Raw genomic sequence first — 19,565 nt, 5'->3', positions numbered from 1 at the left:
TGCCGCCCGATCTGCGTGGCTTGAATTCCTAAGTCAAAGATAGGCGGCCCTGGTAGGTTGCAAAATGGCTTCCTGGCACAGCGATAAATATCGTTACGTCAAGAAGCCCATGCGTTGCGGATTTTGGTAAAATCGGCGATCTTAACGTCATTGCTCGAAGGTAAATACCTTCTTCCAGTCCTTCTTCATGTCGACCACAAGCCAATTGCGGCGTTCCGCTTCATCGAGAGCCTTGTCGAGCTTGCCGAAGGCTGATTGCCGGTCATAGGCATATTCCCGGTCAGCATCGGTGTGGTGGATGAGCATGGCAAAACCCGGCCCCTTGGCCGCCGTGACCCAGCGCAGCATTTCATAATCGCCATCGGAATTGCCGGCCACGAAGATCGGCTTGCGGCCGATGAACTTGTTGATGCCGGAGGGTTTGCCTCGGCCATCATCCACGAAATCGATCTTGGGCAGACGTTTGAGAACCGGCACATCGCCAACGATCGCATATTCGGTGGCGATGGTGCTGCCGACGACCTGCTCGGGCGGAATGCCGTAGAGGCGTTCCGTTACCGGCCGCATGAATTCGACGCCGCCGCCAGACACGATATAGGTCTTGAAACCATTGGCGCGTAAATAGTCCAGGAGTTCACGCATCGGCAGATAGGTCATGTCCGTATAGGGCTTGCCGGTCTTCGGATGGGTCGCTTTGACAAACCAGTCCGTGACTATCTTGCTGAATTGATCGGTCGTCATGCCGGCATGCGTTGCTGTGGCCAATTCGACGATCCCCATCTCTCCGCCTTTTGCCAACCCCTTCAGGTCGCTATTCAGAATGCTTTTGAACGGTTCCTTCGTCTTCCATTCCGGGTGCTGTGGCGCGAGCGTCTTGACGCGGTCGAGCATGAAGCCGAACTGCACATAATAAGGCTGCTCGGTCCAGAGTGTTCCGTCATTGTCGAAGACCGCGATCCGGTCCTCTGGCGCAACATAGCCTTCACCGCCTTGCGTAACGGTCGCCTTGACGAAATCGATGATGCGCGATTTGGCCGCCGTGTCGTTCCATGATGCCAATGGCTCCTGCGCCAGAGCGGGGAGGACGCCAATCAGGAGCAAGGCCAGTCCCGCGATCAAGGAGGCGAGAGCCGCCTCGATTTTATCATGAGCTCTGTTCATCGCAGTTCTCCTTATGCTTTAATTCGTCTCACGCATCGAAAGCCGACATGGCTCGTGGAGGTGTCTTCCGGTTCGGCATGCCGGGCGGCGGGGCGGTAGCGGCGGCAATAGTTCGGGGCGCACAAATGCGAGCCGCCCTTCAATACGCGGCGCGCAATTTTGATGTTCGGTTGTCGAGGGTCGTAGCTGGCCTCGACGGCTCCGCCCCTTGGATTGCTCGGAATGCAGCAGGAATGCGCCGCAGGTTCCGGATGGTGGGTGCTCCAATAGTCCGCCGTCCATTCCCAGACATTGCCGATCATGTCATAGAGACCGTAGCCGTTGACCGGGAAGGACCGTACCGGCGTGGTGCGTTCCTGACCCTTGGGCTTGGTCGAATGGGTTGGAAAGGTTCCCTGCCAGATATTGGCCATGGATTTGCCTTCCGGCCGCAACTCCTCGCCCCAGGCAAATTCCATGTCGGACAATCCGCCGCGGGCGGCCAGCTCCCATTCGGCTTCCGTCGGCAGCTCCAGTCCTGCCCAATCGGCATAGGCTTTCGCATCCGTCCAGGCGACATGGACAACGGGGTGATCGAGTTTACCCCGAAGATCGCTCATACCGCCAAGCGGGCGGCGCCAGTTGGCTCCGAACTTGAATGTCCACCATTGCCGGATATCTGGACCGTTAATCGTCCTTGGTTGCGAAAAAACGAGCGAGCCTGCTCGCAACATCGACGGCAGAGCGCCCGGATAGTCCCTCGGGTCCGGGGCTTTTTCCGCCATCGTCACATAGCCGGTTTCCTGGACGAATTGCATGAAGCGCCGATTTGTGACCGGTGTCTCGTCGATCCAGAATCCATCCACCTTAACCAGATGCGCCGGTGCTTCCTCGGGATAATGATCGTTTGATCCCATCCTGTAGGTTTGTCCCGGTATCCATATCATGCCGGCAGGGGCCGTCCCTTCCTGTTCCGCGCAGTCGAACGCCAGTGACATCGTCGCCTCCGGTTGATGAGAGGCCATGTTTGCTCAGCCCAATGTCTGCGCGTAAGTACGCAACAGTAAATCGCGGCAACGTTTACGTAAGCCCACCGTAGAAGCGCTGCATTATAGCGTTAGCGCGGCTTTGAGATCGGATTGAGTGCGTGAAGGTGTCGGCTTGACGCTCGCACCAAGCGTTGCTTCTCTCCTCTTGCGACAAGCGCTGCAATGCGTTTTCGATCGACATAATCGGGCTTGTCGCCAAAGAGCCTGGCCTCAAGCGCCTGTATATGGCCGGGCAGTTCCGACTGATGGGCGCTAGCCCATGCATGCAGCGTATGATAGCCCTCCGACCTGCTCCATTGCTGAAGTGCGGCATAGACATTGCAGAGTTCGGCCGAGTCAATAGTCCTCTTCAATTGTCGGAGTCGGTAGCGGCGCGACTGCGATAGGCGCGTGAGGGCATTTCTGGCGGTCCTAGCTATTTTTTCCGGAAGCTCACGTGCGCGCCAAACGAGACCAATCAATAACAGGGTGCCAAGAATCCGAATGGCGACGGCGCGCCGTTCTTCAAAGCTCTCATGCGTTTCACGATCGGGAAAAGCCGGCGTGATTCCAGCAACGGCAGGCGCCTTCGAGACAATGATTGTCCGCGCCGGTAGCGCGGCGACGGCTGGCTCGTGGGCGTCGAGGTCAAACCAGGGATAATCGATCTTTGGAAGCGCGAAGCTCCCGGCCGCTGTTAAGGTATAGGCGATGGTTTCTGTTCGGCGGCTCACCGTACGCCTACCCTGAGCGACATTATCGGTAAGCACTGGTTGCCTTAAATATTGGCGAAGCCCGTCGACCAAACCGAAGTCGACAGGCGGCATTAGCAACGACTGCGTGTCGGCGGCGGTAATCGAGATTGTCCGCACAAGCGTATCCCCGGTCTGCAACCGAGCGGGATCACGGTCGAACGTCTCAGTGATCTCAAGGTCACGGGCCGCAAACTCGGCGGGCGTACTTCCGTCCGCACCATTCGTGCCGGCTGCAACATCAAAGGAAACTGGCTGCGTTGCTGCCACCGCTTCGACCGGTGCGCTATCTCCAAAATAACCGAGTTCTATTCGTATTGGCGGGACATCGAAGGTCCCGGGAGACTGCGGAACGATCACATAGGTATGGGCGATCATGGAATATTGCGTGCCGTCGATCGATTGCACCGCGGTGCGTGCTCGCTCCTCCGGAAGGGTGACCATGGCATCCGGCAGGTCGAACAGGGGAAATTGGGGCGGCGAGGTGAAATAATTCGGTGCAAGGACCTCGACGGTCAGATGCACCTGCTGGCCCGCTACAATAGGCTTTGCATTTTCGATGCGCGCGCGAGCAAACGGTTCGGCGGCCATAGCAGCGGTCGGTACCGACAGCAACAGGCAAAGCCACCATCTCATCATGGCGCTCCCCGATCCTCGAGGGCAAACTTTCGCGCCATCAGATCGGCCGGGCTTACGGCGATGTTCCTGATCCACATCTCCGAAGTCTGCTCGGCCATGTTGATCACACCTGCCTTGCCGCGCTTGCCCTTGTCGTCGAACTGAATGCTATCGGGTTTTTCGTTCGGTTCCTGTGCCTCCTCGTCGTCCTCTTGCTGCTTCTTTTTCAAGAGCTCGGCAACAGCCAGATTTGCCTCAGCCTCCGGCCATGGCTTTCGCTTCTCCAGGGCCTTGTGATAGGCCGCAATTGCCTCATCGAACTCGCCCGTGTGAATCAGGCAATTACCTTGATTGTACCAGGCATCCGCTGTGTCTGACATCGCAAAGGCTTTCCATGCCTGTTGATAGCGGCCGGCCCGATAGAGGGCGACGCCTCTCCAGTTCGGATCCCTAAACAGGCTTGCCGCCCGCTCGAACTGTCCGCGCTCAAAGGCCAGGCGCCCCTGTTGATCAGAAGTTAGCCACATGTCCGCAAGACCGGCAGCCTGTACGTCGATCGGTGCGATCAGACGCATAGCTAATACCAGAGCCGCCACTTTCACGACCCAACCGCGGCGAAACGAGAGCGCAAATGCAATCACCGCCGGCGTCATAAACCACCAGCCGAAATCGCGCCAGCGATCACCGTTCACAGTATTCTGCCGTATGAAATTCGCTTGTATGTTTAGAGCGATCCAACGCACATCCGCATCATTATCGGTCATGGTCGCGACCTTTGCGCCCATCTTGCGGGTCATGTCCCGCAGAGCGTCGAGGTCGAGGCTGGAATGGGGCGCTTCTGCGGCATCGGGCGAAGAGCTATCGCTGACTGCCGCCTTCATGGCGCCGCCGATTCCAAATCCAAGTACCAGCAGATTACTGTCGATCTGATTGGCGGCTGCGTCCGCACCCTCCTCGATCCCGTCCGTCAAGAGCAGGATGGTGCCCGGCGTGCCCTCCGCTTTCATTAAACTGTCGGCCAGATTGAGCGCAGCTGACGTATCTTTGCCTGGCTTCGGCATGATGCGGGTTGCAAGCGCATCCGTATAGGTTTCGATCAAGTCATTGTCGTCGGTTAGCGGAACGACGAGATGCGCTGTTCCGGCATAGGCGACCACGCCCGTGCGCGCACCTTGTCGTGTCGCCAGAATATCGCGGATTTTCAGTTTTGCCCGCTCGATCCGGCTCGGGCTTATATCAACGGCATCCATGGTCGGCGAAAGGTCGACGGCGATAACCAATGCTGCAGTATCGGCCAGGAAAGGCGGCGCCTCACGCTGCCAGGTCGGACCGGCCAGCCCAAGGATGGAAAGACCAAGTACAATCGCAAGCAACCAGGCGGGTCTAAGATTGCTGCGTTGATCGGATTCGACCAGCAGGCTGTCGAGGAGATGGGGCGCAATCAGGCCGCTCCAGCGTCGCCTGATATCCAACGTTTGCGCCGATAGCCAAATGACCGCCGGCGGCAGGATCAGCGCCATCAGCCACCACGGCCTTAGAAAATGGAGGTCTGAGATCATGCCGCCACCCTCCGCCTGGTGAAACCAACAAGCCCTGTGAGCAGGTACCACCCTGATAGGAGGGAAAACGCCATGGCGAGCGGCCACTGAAACAGTTCGACACGTGGCCGCCAGGACAGCCGCTTCTGGTTTTGCGGTGTGATAGCATCGAGCACGTTGTAGATCGTGCTAAGCGACGGCTGATCGCTGCCGAAAAAGTAGCGCCCCCCGGTCTTTGCCGCGATCTGTTGCAAGGTCGCAATGTCGAGCTTCTCCTCGCCGGTCGCCTTCGGATCGCCGATGCCGATCGTGTGGACGATAATGCCCTTTACCTTGGCGATCTCCGCCGCCTTCAACGGTGGCATTTTGCTTGCCGTGTCATTGCCATCCGTCAACAGGATCAGGACTTTCTCAGGCACGCGCGTCTTTTCGAACATGCGAATGGCAAGCCCGAGTGAATCACCAAGCGAGGTCCGCGGGCCTGCGATCCCGGGAAGCAGGCTCGTGACCAGCGTCCGCACGAGGGAATGGTCCATAGTAAAGGGTGCCAGCGGGTAGGGGGCATCACCGAAGGCGATCAATCCGATCCGGTCACTGCCGCGCTTTTCTATGAAATCGGATACGGTCCGTCTGACAGCATCGACACGTGCTTCAGGCTTGCCGTCGGCGCCCGGAAAATCCCGCGTATCCATCGATTGTGACAGATCAAGAGCAAGAAGGATGTCACGCTGAGGTTCCAGCTTCTCGAGGGGCGGTTCGACGAATTGCGGTCTTGCAAGCGCAAGGATGAGCAGACCCCACGCAATCGTTTCGATGATGACCTGCGATCGTGATCGTCTCGGTGCGATTGATCCACGGGCGGGGGTGACGCCGGCAGCTTTTGCCACTTCCTCAAAGAATGGCAGCCTGACCGATGGCGAGGCGGCCTGATGCGGAGGAAAAAGCCAGCGCACGATGAGCGGCAGAGGCAGAAGGAGAAGCAGCCAGGGCAGATCAAGCTGATACATGATGCCGCTCGATCCAATATCTGGCGTCCTGTACCAGTTGTGTGAGCTCCGAAGAGGGCAAGCGCTGAAAGGGCGCCTGATCATGATATTCGAGGTCGTCGAACAGGCGCTTGAGGGCAGCACTTTCGCCATTATCCGCGCTTGATGCCAGGAAGGCATTCCAATCGGCGCCTGTCAGGGATGCAACCTGTTCGCGCCTCCAGCCGGCAAGCGCCGTACGCTTGACGAGCTCGGCCAGATCGTCAATGCCTCGCCGGCGCGTTGCCGGGGACTGCATAGTTTCTGCAATCACTCTTAGCCGTTCCAGCGCTTCGCGCCGATAGGCATTGCGCTGGTAGCGTCTAAAGGCGCGAAAGCCATAGGCAACAAGAAGGAGAAGGATGCAGACAAGAACGACGGCCCAGCCCCAGGTTTGCGGCATCCAGGAAATCGGCTGCGGCATGGAAATATCATGCAGCGATCGCAAGGCGACGCTTGCCATCTGGTCTGGATTGGCCGTTGCCTCCGCCATCATCGCCTCCGTTGCCGCCAATTGGCCTGTTCGAGCAGACGGCGCAGCTGCGGCGCCGTTTCTTCTGCTGCCGAAATGGGTAGCATCGGCAGACCAAGTTCCCGTTGCCAGGCGCGCAGTTCCCTGCCGCGCCGGCGGGCAAATGCGTCGATCGCGCTGCGCACGGAACTCTGGCCAAGCGCAAGCTGCGCCTGCAGTTCGCCGCCACTGACGACGATCTCGCCGTGTTTCGGCAACTCCAACAGAAACGGATCGTAGACCAGCAGACAGATGATATCGTTGCGGCTGGAGAGCCTCAGAAGCAGATCGCGTGTGCGGTCGCCGTGGCCGTCAAAGTCGCTGATGATGATCAACAGATGGTCATGATGGACGACGGTCGAAAGCCGAGTGAGGACGTCGTCGAGACTTGATCGCGAGGGCTCATCCGGCGAGGAGGCGCAAAGCCTGATATTCTGCTCGGCGATCGCGTCCGCAAGCGCAATGACCGCATTGCGGCTGCGATGCGGCTTGATCTCGCTGACTGCGCTGTTGTTGAAGACGAGGCCGCCGACACGGTCACCCGAGCCAAGAACCCGCCAGGCACAGAGAATGGCTGCTTCCGCAGCCGTGACGGACTTCATCGACCGACGGCTTCCGAAGAACATGTTGATGCGCTGATCGACCACTATGATCGTCGGCCGTTCCTTTTCCTCGCTATAGACCCTGACGACGGGACTTCCGGTGCGTGCCGTCACCCGCCAGTCGATCGAGCGAATATCATCGCCAGACAGATATTCACGCAGCTCCTCGAAGATCAGGCCGCGCCCACGAAGGCTGGATTGCATTCGCCCTGAGAGTTGTTGATGGCTCTTGGCACGCTGTACGAACCTCAAGTCACGAGCCTGACTCTCGAGGGCGACGAGCCTGGCGGTCGTGACGTGGCTCCTGTCGCCTTCAAGGGCTCTGCTAACGGGCCTCATGAGACCGCCACCAGATCCGTGACGCGGTCGATCACCTGATCGGCCCCTGTGCCCGAGGCGTGGGCCTCATAGGAGAGGATCAGGCGATGGCGAAATACGTCGTTGACAATGGCCTTGACATCGTCTGGGGTCACATAATCGCGACCCTGGAGCCAGGCACGCGACCGCGCGACCTTGTCGAGGCCGATAATGCCACGGGGGCTTACGCCGACCTGCAGCAGCTTTGCCAGGTCCTTGTCGTAGCGGTCCGGATAGCGTGTCGCAAAGACCAGTGCGACCATGTATTTCTCGACGGGATCGGAGACGGTGACCATGCCGATCTCCTTGCGGGCATCGAAGATTGCATTGGGATCGAGGCGTTCCGTCGTGACAGCCGCATTGTTGCTATGGGCGGCATTTTCCTCATCCCGGTTGAGGCGCATGATCGCGGCTTCCGAAGCCTCGTCAGGATAGCCGACCTCGACATGCATCAGAAAGCGGTCCAGCTGCGCTTCCGGAAGTGGATAGGTGCCTTCCTGTTCGATCGGATTTTGTGTCGCCATGACCATGAAGAGATCGGGTAGCCTGTAGCTCTTGCCGCCAACCGTGACCTGACGTTCTTCCATGGCCTCCAGAAGCGCCGACTGAACCTTTGCAGGCGCGCGGTTGATCTCGTCGGCCAGGATCAGATTGGCAAAGATCGGCCCCTGCTGAAACTTGAATTCGCCTTTGCCGCCCTCGGAAAAATAAATCTCCGAACCCGTGATATCGGCGGGCAGCAGGTCCGGGGTGAATTGGACACGCGAGAGCTCCGAATTGAGGTTCTTTGCCAGGCTTTTGATTGCACGTGTCTTGGCAAGACCCGGCAGGCCCTCGACGAGAAGATGACCATTGGCAAGCAGGCCGAGCAATAGGCGTTCCACCATGGCTTCCTGCCCGATGATGGACTGGCCGATGCGCTTGCCGAGCGCGAGAATATCGTCACGTGCCGCCATAAAACTGACTTTTCGTGTTGGAAGGAAAAAAGCGGGGCGCACATTGGCGCGCCCCGCACAATGGGTTCTCACTTTTCGATGCCGCGATCCTTGAAGGATTGATCGATGGCCTTGTCGATCTGAGCGCGGACGCCTTCGAGGTTAAAGCTGGCTCCCCGCTGGCTTGGCGGATACTTGATGAAGGTTTCCAGGAAAGCGGCAGCCTTCAGCTGAGCTTTCACGAGAAGGAAGTCACTGCGCACAAGCCAATCATTGTACTGGTCGGAGACGACGTCGGCGCGTTCGTAGGGATCCATCCTGAGGTTGAATAGCTTCGGAACTCGCCAGGTCGTGAGAGGCGTCTGCCAAACTGCAAACCCTCCGGGAGCGGGCTGTTCATGGAAGACAACCTTCCACTCGTCGAAGCGCGTCGCGACGAGATTGCCGTCGTCATCGAAGTAGAAGAACTCGCTACGGGCACTCTTGTCGGATTTGCCTGTGAGATAATCGAGCTGATTGTAGCCATCAAGATGGTTCTTGAAGGTCGTACTGCTGCCATCGGGCTTCCAGCCGTTCAACAGCCGGTCCTTGACGTCGGCATCGCCTGCCGCGGCAAGAAGGGTTGGGAACCAATCCAGGCCGGAAAACATCTGGTTCGAAACCTGGTCTGGTTTGATATGACCCGGCCAGCGGACCATGGCAGGCACCCGGAAGGCACCTTCCCAGTTTGTATCCTTTTCACTTCGGAAAGGTGTCGTTGCCGCATCCGGCCAGGACCATTGGTTAGGACCGTTGTCAGTCGTATAAACCACGATGGTGTTGTCGGTGATCTTCAGATCATCAAGTGTCTTTAGAAGCTTTCCGACGTCGCCGTCATGTTCGACCATGCCGTCGGCATATTCATTGTAAGTCATGCCGCTTTGACCGCGCATTGATGCGCGGACATGGGTGAAAGCGTGCATGCGAGTGGTGTTCATCCAGGTGAAGAAGGGTTTGCCCTGCTCAACCTGTTTCTTTATGAAATCGATCGCGGCGCCCGTCGTCTCGTCGTCGATTGTTTCCATTCGTTTCTTCGTGAGAGGACCGGTATCTTCGATCTTGCCATCGGCCGAGGCCTTCACGACACCGCGGGGTGAATAGGCTTTCAGGAACTCCTTGTCATCCTTCGGCCATGTCGGCTGTTCCGGTTCTTCCTCGGCATTGAGATGATAGAGGTTGCCATAGAATTCATCGAAGCCATGATTGGTCGGCAGATATTCATCCTTGTCTCCAAGGTGGTTCTTGCCGAATTGGCCGGTGGCGTAGCCAAGCGGCTTCAGTGCCTGGGCGATGGTGATGTCGGAAGCCTGGAGGCCGACCGGCGCACCCGGTGCACCGACCTTGCACAGACCCGTTCTGAGGCATGCCTGTCCGGTTATGAAGGTGGATCGACCGGCCGTGCACGAGTTCTCGGCATAGTAGTCGGTGAAAAGCATGCCCTCATGAGCGATGCGATCGATGTTCGGTGTGCGATAGCCCATTAGCCCCATGGAATAGGCGCTGATATTCGTCTGGCCAATGTCGTCGCCGAAGATCACAAGAATGTTCGGTCTGGCGGAGGCCGCCGAATTGGCCGACGCCGTGGTGCCAGCGGGCGCCGTCTGTGCATGGGCCGATGTCAGGAACGTCGTCGACGTCAAGGTCATCGCGACGGCGACCGTCGCGGAAAAGAGCTTTCTGGAAACGGAGGTCATTGTGACCCCCTGGCAATCCGGTCGTTGAACATTACGGTCTCCCTGTCGTCGGGCGGACGGATGCCGCCACATCTGGATCGTCGTCAGTCGACGCAAGGAGAGACTTCGTCTTTATGTACGTGCACGGAAGTACGCAACGGTAAATGGGCACATTGTTCGTAGTAAATGTTGCCGTAAAATACGAAGAACTTATTGCGTCAGCGGCTTTGAGTCCGGGTCTTCAGTCAAGGTTGCGCCGACGTCGGTTTGCGGGCGGCTCTTTCTCGGCTGCTCGACAACGGTGAGCGGTGCCGAAATCGTCGTGGCGGCAACCGTTCCGACCGTTCTTGCCGTGCCGCCGATAACGGCAGCAACGCCCTCTCCGAGGGGAACGTTGGAATCCGTCAGTGTCTGGCCCGTCATCAGTCTTTGGCCGATAAGCTGGACAATCTGCGGGCTTTCGGCGAATTTGCCATGATTCATGCTGTCACCGCTCTTCACCTTCGTCAGGTCGATCGCCGTGATCCCGGCCTTTTCCAGATGTGAGCGATAAGGTTCTTCCGTCGGGTTGATGGCACCTAGTCGCTGGACACGTCCCGTAATCAAGCTCGACGCGGCAAGGGCGCGGTCGTCCTGAGAGACGAAGATCGTAAATTTGGGCCGGGGACGGCCCATTTCGACGAACTGCTTGGCGAAAACCTGAATGTCGATATCCGGGGAAGCCAAGATTACATCACGAATTTTGCGGTCGACGTGACCATCGCGAATACCCATCTGACGCAGGGACTCCATGGCAAGCCACGTTCCCATCGAATGGGCAAGGATGGTGATGTCCTTGACGCTCGGATCTTGCGCCAGGATGCGTAGCGCCTGCTCAAGTGCCGTGCGGGAATAGTTGGTGCTCTCTTTGTCATATTCGTACGCAAACAGGCTCGCGCGCGAAGGCCAGGTGAACAGGATCGGTGTCGCCTTCATGCGAGAATCGTGAACGATCTGCGCCAACCGGAAGACCGAATCCTCGTATTTGTTGTTGAAGCCATGGATAAAGACCAGCGCGTGACCATCCTCGACACGCTGCTTGAACCATGCCCTGCCTTCCAAGACCGTGTCGATCTGTTTGACACGCGTGACGGCGAAGTCCGTGCTTGGATTGGGTGGCAGGCGCTTTGGCCATTGGACGGTGCCGGGATCTCGCTTCGCTGGAATCGAGACGGCAATCTCCGTCAAATAGGGCTTTGGGCTGCGCTCGCCATTGAATAGTGTTGCCGGGTTGCCCGAGGGTTGTCGGGTCGTTGCCACCAGCATGTCGACCTGCGACGTCTTCAAGGCGGGGGGACCGAGCGCGATGGGCGTCATCACACCCGTCGGGTGACCGCAGCCCGAAAGTAGAAGCGATGCGGCGATGGTGAGGCGCCCACACACCCGTACCGTACGATGAACCTTGTTTGGGGCTAGGTGTCGATACATGGGCGCTCCATTGTTGAATTGCCGGCTACCATCGGCAATCACGCGCGCGCGGGTAAGTACGCAACTGTAAACGGCAGTCAATTTACGCGGTCTGGCATACCATTTACCGTTGCGTACTTCCGTCGGCGATTGGCTTGGTTTTCTCTCTCGCGAATAGAAGCTGAGAGAGCATCATCGTGAGACTATTCGTCCTCATATTTTTTCTGTTTGTCGCAAATCTGGCCCATGGCGCTGAAGAAGCGGCCCATAGGACGCTTAGCAATGAAATAGAGCGCAAGGCCGTACAGGCAGCAGTGTGGGGAATACCTGCGGTCAACTACGATCTCATGCGGCAGGAGATGCTCGGCAAGACAGCTGGAAAAATCGGCCAGGTGATCTATTGGGGCCGGCCGCTTGACTGGAAAAACCAGACCCTTACGCCTAATCCCGATGCACTCTATTTCATGGTGTTCTTCACCACGAGGGAGGGTCCAATCGTACTCGATCTTCCTCCGGCAGAAGGAAATGCCTCTTTCAACGGCAATATTGTGACCGCATGGCAACTGCCCCTGGAGGATGCCGGCCTGCTCGGGATCGACAAGGGCAAGGGCGGAAAATTCCTGATCCTGCCACCGGGGTATAAGGAAAACCCGCCAGAAGGCTACATCCCGCTCCGATCGGAGGTCTACGGCGGCTATATGCTGTTCCGATCGAACCTTTCCAGTCATAATGACGCCGACGTCAAGGCATCAATCAACTACGGAAAGAAGCTCAAGGTCTATCCCCTTTCGGATGCTGCCGCGCCGCCCGAGACCGTTTTTACTGACGTGAAGGACATATTGTTCGATTCCACCATCAGATGGGATGCAAGTTTCTACGACAATCTCAATCGTGTGATCCAGGAGGAGCCATGGGTCGTCCGCGACCGGATCATGATCGATCAGCTAAAGTCGATCGGCATCGAGAAAGGCAAGCCCTTTCATCCAGACGCGACCATGAACTTGCTATTGACCAAGGGCATTCACGAAGCGCGGGCGCTTCTCGAGGCGAAATACGATTCAGGTCTGCCGCCATTTTTCTCCGACACGAGCCGTTGGACCTTCCCGGCATACCCCGATCTGATAAAGGCCGCGCAAGCCGATTTCGACGAGCCGGACGCTTATCCCGTCGATCATCGCGGCGTCGCCTACAGCTATGCCTATATCGGCATCAAGCGGCTTGGGGCCGGCCAATTCTACTCGATCTCGATCCGGGACAAGGACGGGCACCCGTTTGACGGCGGGAAGACTTACAAATTGCACCTGCCCGCAAACGTGCCCGTGCAGCAATACTGGTCCGTGACTGCCTATGATCGCGAGACGCACGCGCTAATCAAGCATGTCCCTCGCGCCAGCCGTTCCTCCCAGATCCCAGACCTTGCCAGGAATACGGACGGGTCGGTGGATCTGTTCTTTGGACCGAACTCACCAAAAGGCAAAGAGGCCAACTGGATACCCACTGATCCCAAGCGGAAATTCGAACTGATGTTCCGCGCATATGGTCCCACCAAAGGCTTCTTCGACAAGAGCTGGAAGCCTGACGACGTCGTAAAAATCAAGTGAGGGGGAATGCATAAAGAGAGCATGTGCCACAGCTACCTTCATCTGCGTTCTCGCCGGCGCCGCACAGGCTGCGGATTATGAGATGACCACACAAATTCCGGTGCAGATTACGACGCCGAGCAGCGTTGATATCCGGATCGGCAAGCTCGAATTCTACGCCGGGGAGTCATGGTTTGATCAATCCTGGAAGCTGGAAGACTTCGTCGAGGTCAAATTACCCGAACCAACCCTTTCGCAAAGTTCGAACGGAGACCGATCATGAAGCGAAATTTCGCTACCGCCTTCTTGCTTTCGTCGCTGCTTGCCTCCGCTGCGCTCAGCCAGGAGACAGCTGCGACCTATAAATTCGACCAGGGCTATCCGACTGCTGAGACTAGTGCGAGGGCGCAAGACAATGCCGACCTTCAGCGCGCGCTCGTCGCCTATCGCTTCTGGTATCCGACGGTGTCGGTTGAAGGCATCTTTAATGGTAACCGCGCCGTCGGCATTAATGACAATGAAGCCATGGGCGGCGCCGCCGCAGGGCCGCGGCAGATTGGTTTTACGTTGAATTCCGATACGCCTTACGGTTCGGCAACCCTTGATGTCTCCAAGGGGCCTATTGTCGTAGAGTTGCCGCCAGGCGCCTATATCGGTCTGGTCAACGACCACAATCAGGGCTGGGTTCTCGATATGGGATTACCGGGGCCGGATGCGGGCAAGGGCGGAAAACACCTGATCGTCGGTCCCGACTATCGGGGCAAGATCCCGAAGGGATATCTGGTTGGGCGAACACCGACCTACAAAAACCTGCTCGCAGTGCGTGCTCTTCCTGTCGGAGGTGATCAGGATAAGGCATTGAAAGCGCTCGAAGCGATCAAGGTCTATCCTTTGGCGGATCCAAAGCAGAGATTGAAGTTCGTCGATACCACCAAGATGGATCTGGATAGCACATCTCTCAAATGGGAAGACAATATCCAGTTCTGGCAGAAGCTGAATGACATCATTCAGCAGGAGCCGGTCGTTGAAAAATTCCTGCCGATGTACGGATTGCTGCAGGCACTTGGCATCGAAAAGGACAAAGACTTCAAGCCCGACGATCGAATGAAAGCGATCCTAGAGAAGGCTGCGAAGAACGGACGCGACCAGCTTCTGGTTTCGGCCTTCGACAGCGGCCGCGCCGACAAGATCGCGTGGCCCGACCGCAAATGGGAATGGGTCGGTCTGGTGCCAGGCAGCGCCCAATTCGAGACGCCGGCGGGCGTCGATCTTGAAGCGCGCGATCGCTGGTTTGCGCAGGCAATCGTCACCTCACCGGCGATGTTCCGCCGCACCGCAGGCGCAGGCTCCCTCTATTGGCTGGGAGCGCGCGACGCAACGGGCGCCTGGCTTGATGGTGGCAAGACCTACAAATTATCGATCCCGCAGCCGGTTCCCGGCAAGCTCTTCTGGTCGGTCACGGCCTATGACGCGCAAACCCGATCGGAGGTTCAGACGGACCAGGGCAAGGCAGCGCTCCGCTCGCTGTTCGAACTCAAGGATGTCAAGGGCAGCGATGCGGTCGATCTTTACTTCGGACCGACAGCCCCTCAGGGCCAGGAGGGCCGATGGATCAAAACCGTTCCCGGACGAGGCTGGTTTGCCTATATTCGTATCTACGGCCCAGACAAGCCCGCCTTCGATGGTACCTGGAAGCCAGCTGACTTCGTCGAGGTGAAATAGGGCGCCGTGTCGGCTCGTGGACGTGTCAGCGCGCGAAGGCGTCGCGTGTCACACGATCGGTCATCCGAAGGGATGAAATAGCCCGGAAAGCCAGGGACGGTCTGGCTTCCGGCACGAAGTCGCGCCAAGGCTGCAAATCGGCGAGGTCATCGCTCTATGCGGCCTTGCAGATCTACAATCCCGTATGCCGATTGAGAGCGGCACTGCCATGCAAGAACGGGAGCCAAAGTGGAGCAGCAAAGATGATCCTGGATTATATCGCACTTGCAATCCTCATCTTCGTCATCTTGGTGTTCGTCTATGGTTTGATCGCGATCCACGATATTCCCTATGAGATCGCAAAGGCGAGAAATCACCCTCATCAGGATGCGATCATGGCAGCTGGATGGGTCAGCCTCTTCACGCTGCATGCAATCTGGCCTTTCCTGTGGATCTGGGCGATGGCCTATCGGCCTGATCTTGGCTGGGGCACTGATCATACGCAATTGCAGGCACGCGTCGCCGAAGTGGAAAAGCAGCTCTTGGCACGGAGGTCGCCCATCGAATGACCACGCTGCTTTGCCTCATCTATATTGCTATCTGCGTCGTGCTGTTTCGGTTTCTGCGCGTTCCCTTGACAAAGTGGACTGTCACGACGGCGGTTGTTGCCGGTTTTTTCCTCGTCGGTGGGATCGTGGTGCTCATGAGCTACAATCATCCCTTCTCGACCGACGGCCGTATCTACTTTTACGCAACGCCGATCAGCCCTACTGTCAACGGGCAGGTCATCGACGTGCCGGTTACGGCCAATACGCCGGTTAAGAAAGGAGACGTACTCTTTCGTCTCGATCCCCGTCCATTCGAATATGCCGTCAAGCGCAAGAAAGCGGCTTTGGCAGCGGCAGAACAGGCTGTCGCCGAGCAGCAGGCGGCTTTAAAGGCGGCAAAGGCCGCAGCCGACGCGGCGGCTGCCAGCCGCGATAGGGCCAAGGACGATTATGAGCGCCACGCGGCCGCCAATCGAAATCCCACACGATCCCCGTTTTCCACCGAGCAGGTCGAGGATTTGCGCAACGCCTACATTGCCGCGGAGGCGTCGCTTGCCACCGCACAGGCCCAGGCCGAACAGGCCGAACTGGTCGCCAACAACAAGGTGGATGGTGTCGACACTAATGTCGCCCAGCTCGAGGCCGAACTTGCCAGAGCAGAATTCGAACTGGAGCAGAGCGTCTACAAGGCGCCGACGGACGGTTACGCCACACAAGTCTTCCTTCATCCTGGGATGATGGCTGTCTCATTGCCCTTAAAGCCGGTCATGACGTTCATCCATACAGACCGCAGGATATTTGCCGCGTCCTTTGATCAGGTTGCGCTGCAGCGGGTGAATGTTGGCGATGAGGCGGAAATTTCCTTTGCCGGCATCCCCGGCCGCGTCTTCAAGGGGAGGGTAGAGAATGTCTTGCAATATATGGCCGAAGGACAGCTTGAGCCCTCCGGAACGCTACTTTCGCCAAGCCCTCCCTTCGGCAAGGGTCGGATGATGCTGATTGTCGACATTCTCGAGGATGTCTCACGTTTCAATCTGCCCGGCGGGGCTGCCGCAGAGGTTGCAGTCTATAGCGACCACTGGATCGAGTTTGCAATCATCCGCAGGATCCTATTGAGGATCAGGGCTTGGGAGAACTATCTCGTTTTCGAGCGTTAGGAGGGGCTGGAACGCTTGCAGAAGACTTTTGGAGCGGATTCCGTCTAGCTCCCGCTCTTTTGCGGAAAAAGGAAAACGAGCCCTGCCTTCAAGCCCCATTGCGGTCCGTCTTTTGGTCCTTCGAGCCAGTATTTCGCACCGAAGGAAACGCTCACCGTCTGTTCGCCGAATTTCATGATCTTCGAGAAGGAAAGGGATATGGGCAGCGTATAGTCGTGTGCCACCCAGTCGTATGAAAAGTCGATATTGGTCGAGATCGTCCGTCCCTGTCCGATATGCCAGGCCAGGAAGGGTTGGATTTCCGTTGTATTGACCCGCGTCCTGCTGCCAGAGCCGGCCACCGACCATAGATGGTCCGCCGACAGACCAACGCTCATCGACTTTGTCTGCAGTAGCAGGAGCCCCGAAGGTCCTATGGAAAGCTTTCCCGTCCCGAATCGATCATCCGTTGCCGTCGGCAATGAGAATTCCGGTCCAAACGCCCAGACCAGGGGGCCGTGGCGGGCTGGCGTAAACGACAGATTCTGGCTGATATCGCCGATTCCGAGCCGCCCGCCGGCAGAGCCGACGGGATCGCTATAGGCGATGGGGATGTCAGTGTGAGAGATCATGTTCCAATCATCGGTCAGTGCAAACGGAATGACCGGTTCTATGTCGAGCGTGGCGGAATAGGTTTTGCCATCACCCCAGCGACCGATATCGAAATCACTGTGAACCGGAACACTCACCATGAATGAGGCGGGATTGGAGACCTTCCGTGCCAGTTCGTCCACATCGTCTTCGGCGAGCACAGGTGTCGCTGAGACAAGCGCCAGCAGGAAGATGGTGCGGTTCATTTTTTGCTCCCGATGATGTTGCCATACTGGCATTCAAAGCGGGAGAGGGAAGTACGTTACCGTAAATGCTGCGTAACGGGGTTCGTTAGCTGCGAGTGGAAGGCGCTGATACTTGGTTTTGGTTCATTCAGCGCGAGCAACCGGCCAGCTGACCGTTATTTCGGCAGGTGTTCCATTCATACCCACCCGATCATCGGCGTCGCTTTGAACATGACGATGCCCGCTAGGAGCGCACAGACGCTGGCCAAGGTAAAGCGTCCACTATAGGCGCGATCACCCAACGCTAGAGCATATGCCACCTTTGCCGTTGTATTGGCAATGACGGCTGCGCCGAGAGCAATTGCAGCAAACTCGGTGCCTATTGTGTCAAGGAGGCCGGTGATCGTCACGGTAATTGCGTCAATATCTGCGAGGCCCGAGAGCGTCGAGACGACGAGCAAACCGGATTCTCCGAACCACGCCGCCGCGGCCCTGGCCAGAAAACCCACGGCTACAAGCAGGAGGGCAGTTTTCAAAACGGAAAGCAGTTCAAACGGATTTCGTGTGCCGGATTGAGCGTGCTCAGCAGTGTTGTTCCTCGCAAACAGCAATGAAAATGCTGCCATCACCAAGGCACCGGCAACCAGGGATGCTCCAAGGCGACCGGCGATGGAGGGGGCAAGGATGGTTATATAAAGAAGGACTTTGAGGTAGGAGGCGGTATTTGCGGCTGTGGCGCCGGCAGCCAGCAGCGCGGCCGAATGCCCTGCCGCGCTGAGGCGGGCATTCGTGACGGCAATCGCGGTTGACGACACCAAGCCGTTGACTGCGCCCGAGACGAGTTCGCCGCGAACTTGCCCAAGCGTTTTGACGGCTACGTAACCCACGAAGGAGATCCCCGCAAGAAGGACTACCAACTGCCAAGTCCGAGAAGGGGAAATTCCGCCGAACGGGCCGAGCGGGGCAGTCGGCAGGATAGGTAGAACAATAACAGTCATGGCAAGAAAAACCACCGCCGATCGCAATTCATTCCAGCTCAGGGCGCGAACAAACCGATGCAATATCTCTCGGCTGGCCAGAATTGCCACCAGCGCCACGCCGCCGGCTGCTGCCAATCGCGTGTCACCCAATACGGCCAGGGCTCCCAGGGCAAACGTTGTCATGGCAGTGACGACAGTTGTAACACTGAAATTTCCCTCAGCGATCGACTCCCGAACCTGATAAAGGGCGAAGATCACACTAAAGATCGCGAACATGGCAACGACGACCAGGCCGTCTCGTGCCGGCGGCTCGGAAAGCGCCTGTTCGATGACTCCTGAAAGGCCGCCGAGCATGCCCGCGATCATGAAGGTGCGGATCCCGGCGGTTCGCTTTCCTGCGCCTTCGTCACGTTCTCGCCAGTGGCGTTCGACACCGACGATCGCCCCAATAGCGAGCGCCAGACCAAGTCGTTCGAAAGGTTCTATGCTCTCCATCCAATTCCTTTCGGAGCCGTGCCGCATGTTTTGTGGCGCTAATCGTGACAACAAAGGACTGCAGCAAACCAGCTTCGCTTGACTAAGCTGGCTGTGATTGCAAGCGATGCGAGCATGATCTTGTCAATCTTTTAGCCAAAATCCGCGAGCCTGCGAAGAGACATTTTAATGCTGTGGCGAGCATTTATACTCGCCGTGACTTCGGGTTGTCGCAAAAAATTTCAGTTTTGCTCCATTGTTGCGTAAATGGCTGCACGCTTTATAGCAGAGCGAATCGCCTCGCGACCCGGACCCGTTCGGGGCGGCTGGATCTAGGTCTCCGAGTTCATACCCCTTCAAGAGCAAAGAGATGGACGGTAGTGCATTGCGCGTTTCACCCTTGGAATCTGCTCACTGCGGGTGCTCTACTTGACGATAACTATCTATCGCGGATCGCTCGGAGCTCGGCAAGGAATGCGGTCGCAATCTCGGTTGCTTCGGAGGCATCGCCAGGGGCGACATCCAATCCATGGGCGGCGCGGTTCGGGCTTAAAGTCCTCGATCTTCAACTCGATGACGACGAAGCAGCGCAACCGCAAGTGATAGAACAGAAGATCCAGATAGTAGTCCTAGTCACCAACCTCGA

At 57.7% G+C, this 19,565-nt stretch carries 18 protein-coding genes; 5 read left to right on the top strand and 13 right to left on the bottom strand.

Annotated elements, in window-relative coordinates:
- Positions 1-147: 147 nt before the first annotated feature.
- The 10 genes from PH558_RS31755 to PH558_RS31710 all read right to left on the bottom strand — a co-directional run bounded on the left by PH558_RS31755 (position 148) and on the right by PH558_RS31710 (position 11,574).
- Positions 148-1,161 carry an HAD family hydrolase gene (locus PH558_RS31755; protein WP_285208243.1) on the bottom strand — a complete coding sequence of 338 codons (1,014 nt, stop codon included), beginning with the start codon at positions 1,159-1,161 and terminating at the stop codon, positions 148-150.
- Between the two features lie 11 nt (positions 1,162-1,172).
- Positions 1,173-2,138, bottom strand: coding sequence for a formylglycine-generating enzyme family protein (locus PH558_RS31750; protein ID WP_285208242.1), 966 nt, complete (start codon positions 2,136-2,138; stop codon positions 1,173-1,175).
- 119 nt (positions 2,139-2,257) lie between these two features.
- Positions 2,258-3,559, bottom strand: a complete 1,302-nt coding sequence (locus tag PH558_RS31745; RefSeq protein ID WP_285208241.1) for a BatD family protein — start codon at positions 3,557-3,559, stop codon at positions 2,258-2,260.
- On the bottom strand, positions 3,556-5,097 hold the full coding sequence (locus PH558_RS31740; RefSeq protein WP_285208240.1) for a vWA domain-containing protein: 1,542 nt from the start codon (positions 5,095-5,097) through the stop codon (positions 3,556-3,558). The genes PH558_RS31745 and PH558_RS31740 overlap by 4 nt, the downstream gene beginning before the upstream one ends.
- Positions 5,094-6,083 (bottom strand): vWA domain-containing protein, encoded by a 990-nt coding sequence (locus PH558_RS31735; protein ID WP_285208239.1) that lies wholly within the window; start codon positions 6,081-6,083, stop codon positions 5,094-5,096. The genes PH558_RS31740 and PH558_RS31735 overlap by 4 nt, the downstream gene beginning before the upstream one ends.
- A complete protein-coding gene (locus PH558_RS31730; protein ID WP_285208238.1) occupies positions 6,070-6,594 on the bottom strand; it encodes a DUF4381 domain-containing protein in 525 nt (174 codons plus the stop codon). Before PH558_RS31730 ends, PH558_RS31735 begins: the two co-directional genes overlap by 14 nt.
- Entirely contained in the window at positions 6,594-7,553 is a 960-nt protein-coding gene (locus PH558_RS31725; protein ID WP_285208237.1) for a DUF58 domain-containing protein, read from the bottom strand. Before PH558_RS31725 ends, PH558_RS31730 begins: the two co-directional genes overlap by 1 nt.
- The gene (locus PH558_RS31720; RefSeq protein WP_285208236.1) at positions 7,550-8,527 is read right to left on the bottom strand and encodes an AAA family ATPase; all 978 of its coding nucleotides are present in this window, start codon (positions 8,525-8,527) and stop codon (positions 7,550-7,552) included. Before PH558_RS31720 ends, PH558_RS31725 begins: the two co-directional genes overlap by 4 nt.
- 68 nt (positions 8,528-8,595) lie before the next feature.
- Positions 8,596-10,239 carry an arylsulfatase gene (locus PH558_RS31715; RefSeq protein ID WP_285208235.1) on the bottom strand — a complete coding sequence of 548 codons (1,644 nt, stop codon included), beginning with the start codon at positions 10,237-10,239 and terminating at the stop codon, positions 8,596-8,598.
- Between the two features lie 189 nt (positions 10,240-10,428).
- On the bottom strand, positions 10,429-11,574 hold the full coding sequence (locus tag PH558_RS31710; RefSeq protein ID WP_285208294.1) for an alpha/beta hydrolase: 1,146 nt from the start codon (positions 11,572-11,574) through the stop codon (positions 10,429-10,431).
- A gap of 329 nt (positions 11,575-11,903) precedes the next feature.
- On the opposite strand from PH558_RS31710, the gene PH558_RS31705 reads away from it, so the two are divergent.
- From PH558_RS31705 to PH558_RS31685, 5 genes are all read left to right on the top strand, one after another.
- Positions 11,904-13,265 carry a DUF1254 domain-containing protein gene (locus PH558_RS31705; RefSeq protein WP_285208293.1) on the top strand — a complete coding sequence of 454 codons (1,362 nt, stop codon included), beginning with the start codon at positions 11,904-11,906 and terminating at the stop codon, positions 13,263-13,265.
- 82 nt (positions 13,266-13,347) lie between these two features.
- A complete protein-coding gene (locus PH558_RS31700; protein WP_285208234.1) occupies positions 13,348-13,527 on the top strand; it encodes a hypothetical protein in 180 nt (59 codons plus the stop codon).
- On the top strand, positions 13,524-14,966 hold the full coding sequence (locus PH558_RS31695) for a DUF1254 domain-containing protein (RefSeq protein ID WP_285208233.1): 1,443 nt from the start codon (positions 13,524-13,526) through the stop codon (positions 14,964-14,966). Before PH558_RS31700 ends, PH558_RS31695 begins: the two co-directional genes overlap by 4 nt.
- A gap of 242 nt (positions 14,967-15,208) precedes the next feature.
- Positions 15,209-15,514, top strand: coding sequence for a DUF3302 domain-containing protein (locus PH558_RS31690; protein ID WP_285208232.1), 306 nt, complete (start codon positions 15,209-15,211; stop codon positions 15,512-15,514).
- Entirely contained in the window at positions 15,511-16,650 is a 1,140-nt protein-coding gene (locus tag PH558_RS31685) for an HlyD family secretion protein (RefSeq protein ID WP_095438253.1), read from the top strand. Before PH558_RS31690 ends, PH558_RS31685 begins: the two co-directional genes overlap by 4 nt.
- Before the next feature lie 44 nt (positions 16,651-16,694).
- Here PH558_RS31685 and PH558_RS31680 read toward each other — a convergent pair whose 3' ends face one another.
- From PH558_RS31680 to PH558_RS31670, 3 genes are all read right to left on the bottom strand, one after another.
- A complete protein-coding gene (locus PH558_RS31680; RefSeq protein ID WP_095438252.1) occupies positions 16,695-17,486 on the bottom strand; it encodes a hypothetical protein in 792 nt (263 codons plus the stop codon).
- Positions 17,487-17,662: 176 nt separating this feature from the next.
- A complete protein-coding gene (locus PH558_RS31675) occupies positions 17,663-18,940 on the bottom strand; it encodes an MgtC/SapB family protein (protein ID WP_285208231.1) in 1,278 nt (425 codons plus the stop codon).
- Positions 18,941-19,362: 422 nt separating this feature from the next.
- A complete protein-coding gene (locus PH558_RS31670) occupies positions 19,363-19,512 on the bottom strand; it encodes a hypothetical protein (RefSeq protein WP_285208230.1) in 150 nt (49 codons plus the stop codon).
- Positions 19,513-19,565 lie beyond the last annotated feature (53 nt).

The sequence above is a fragment of the Rhizobium pantanalense genome (assembly GCF_030182525.1).
Classification (GTDB): domain Bacteria; phylum Pseudomonadota; class Alphaproteobacteria; order Rhizobiales; family Rhizobiaceae; genus Rhizobium.
This window is presented reverse-complemented; position numbering and strand designations above follow the sequence as displayed.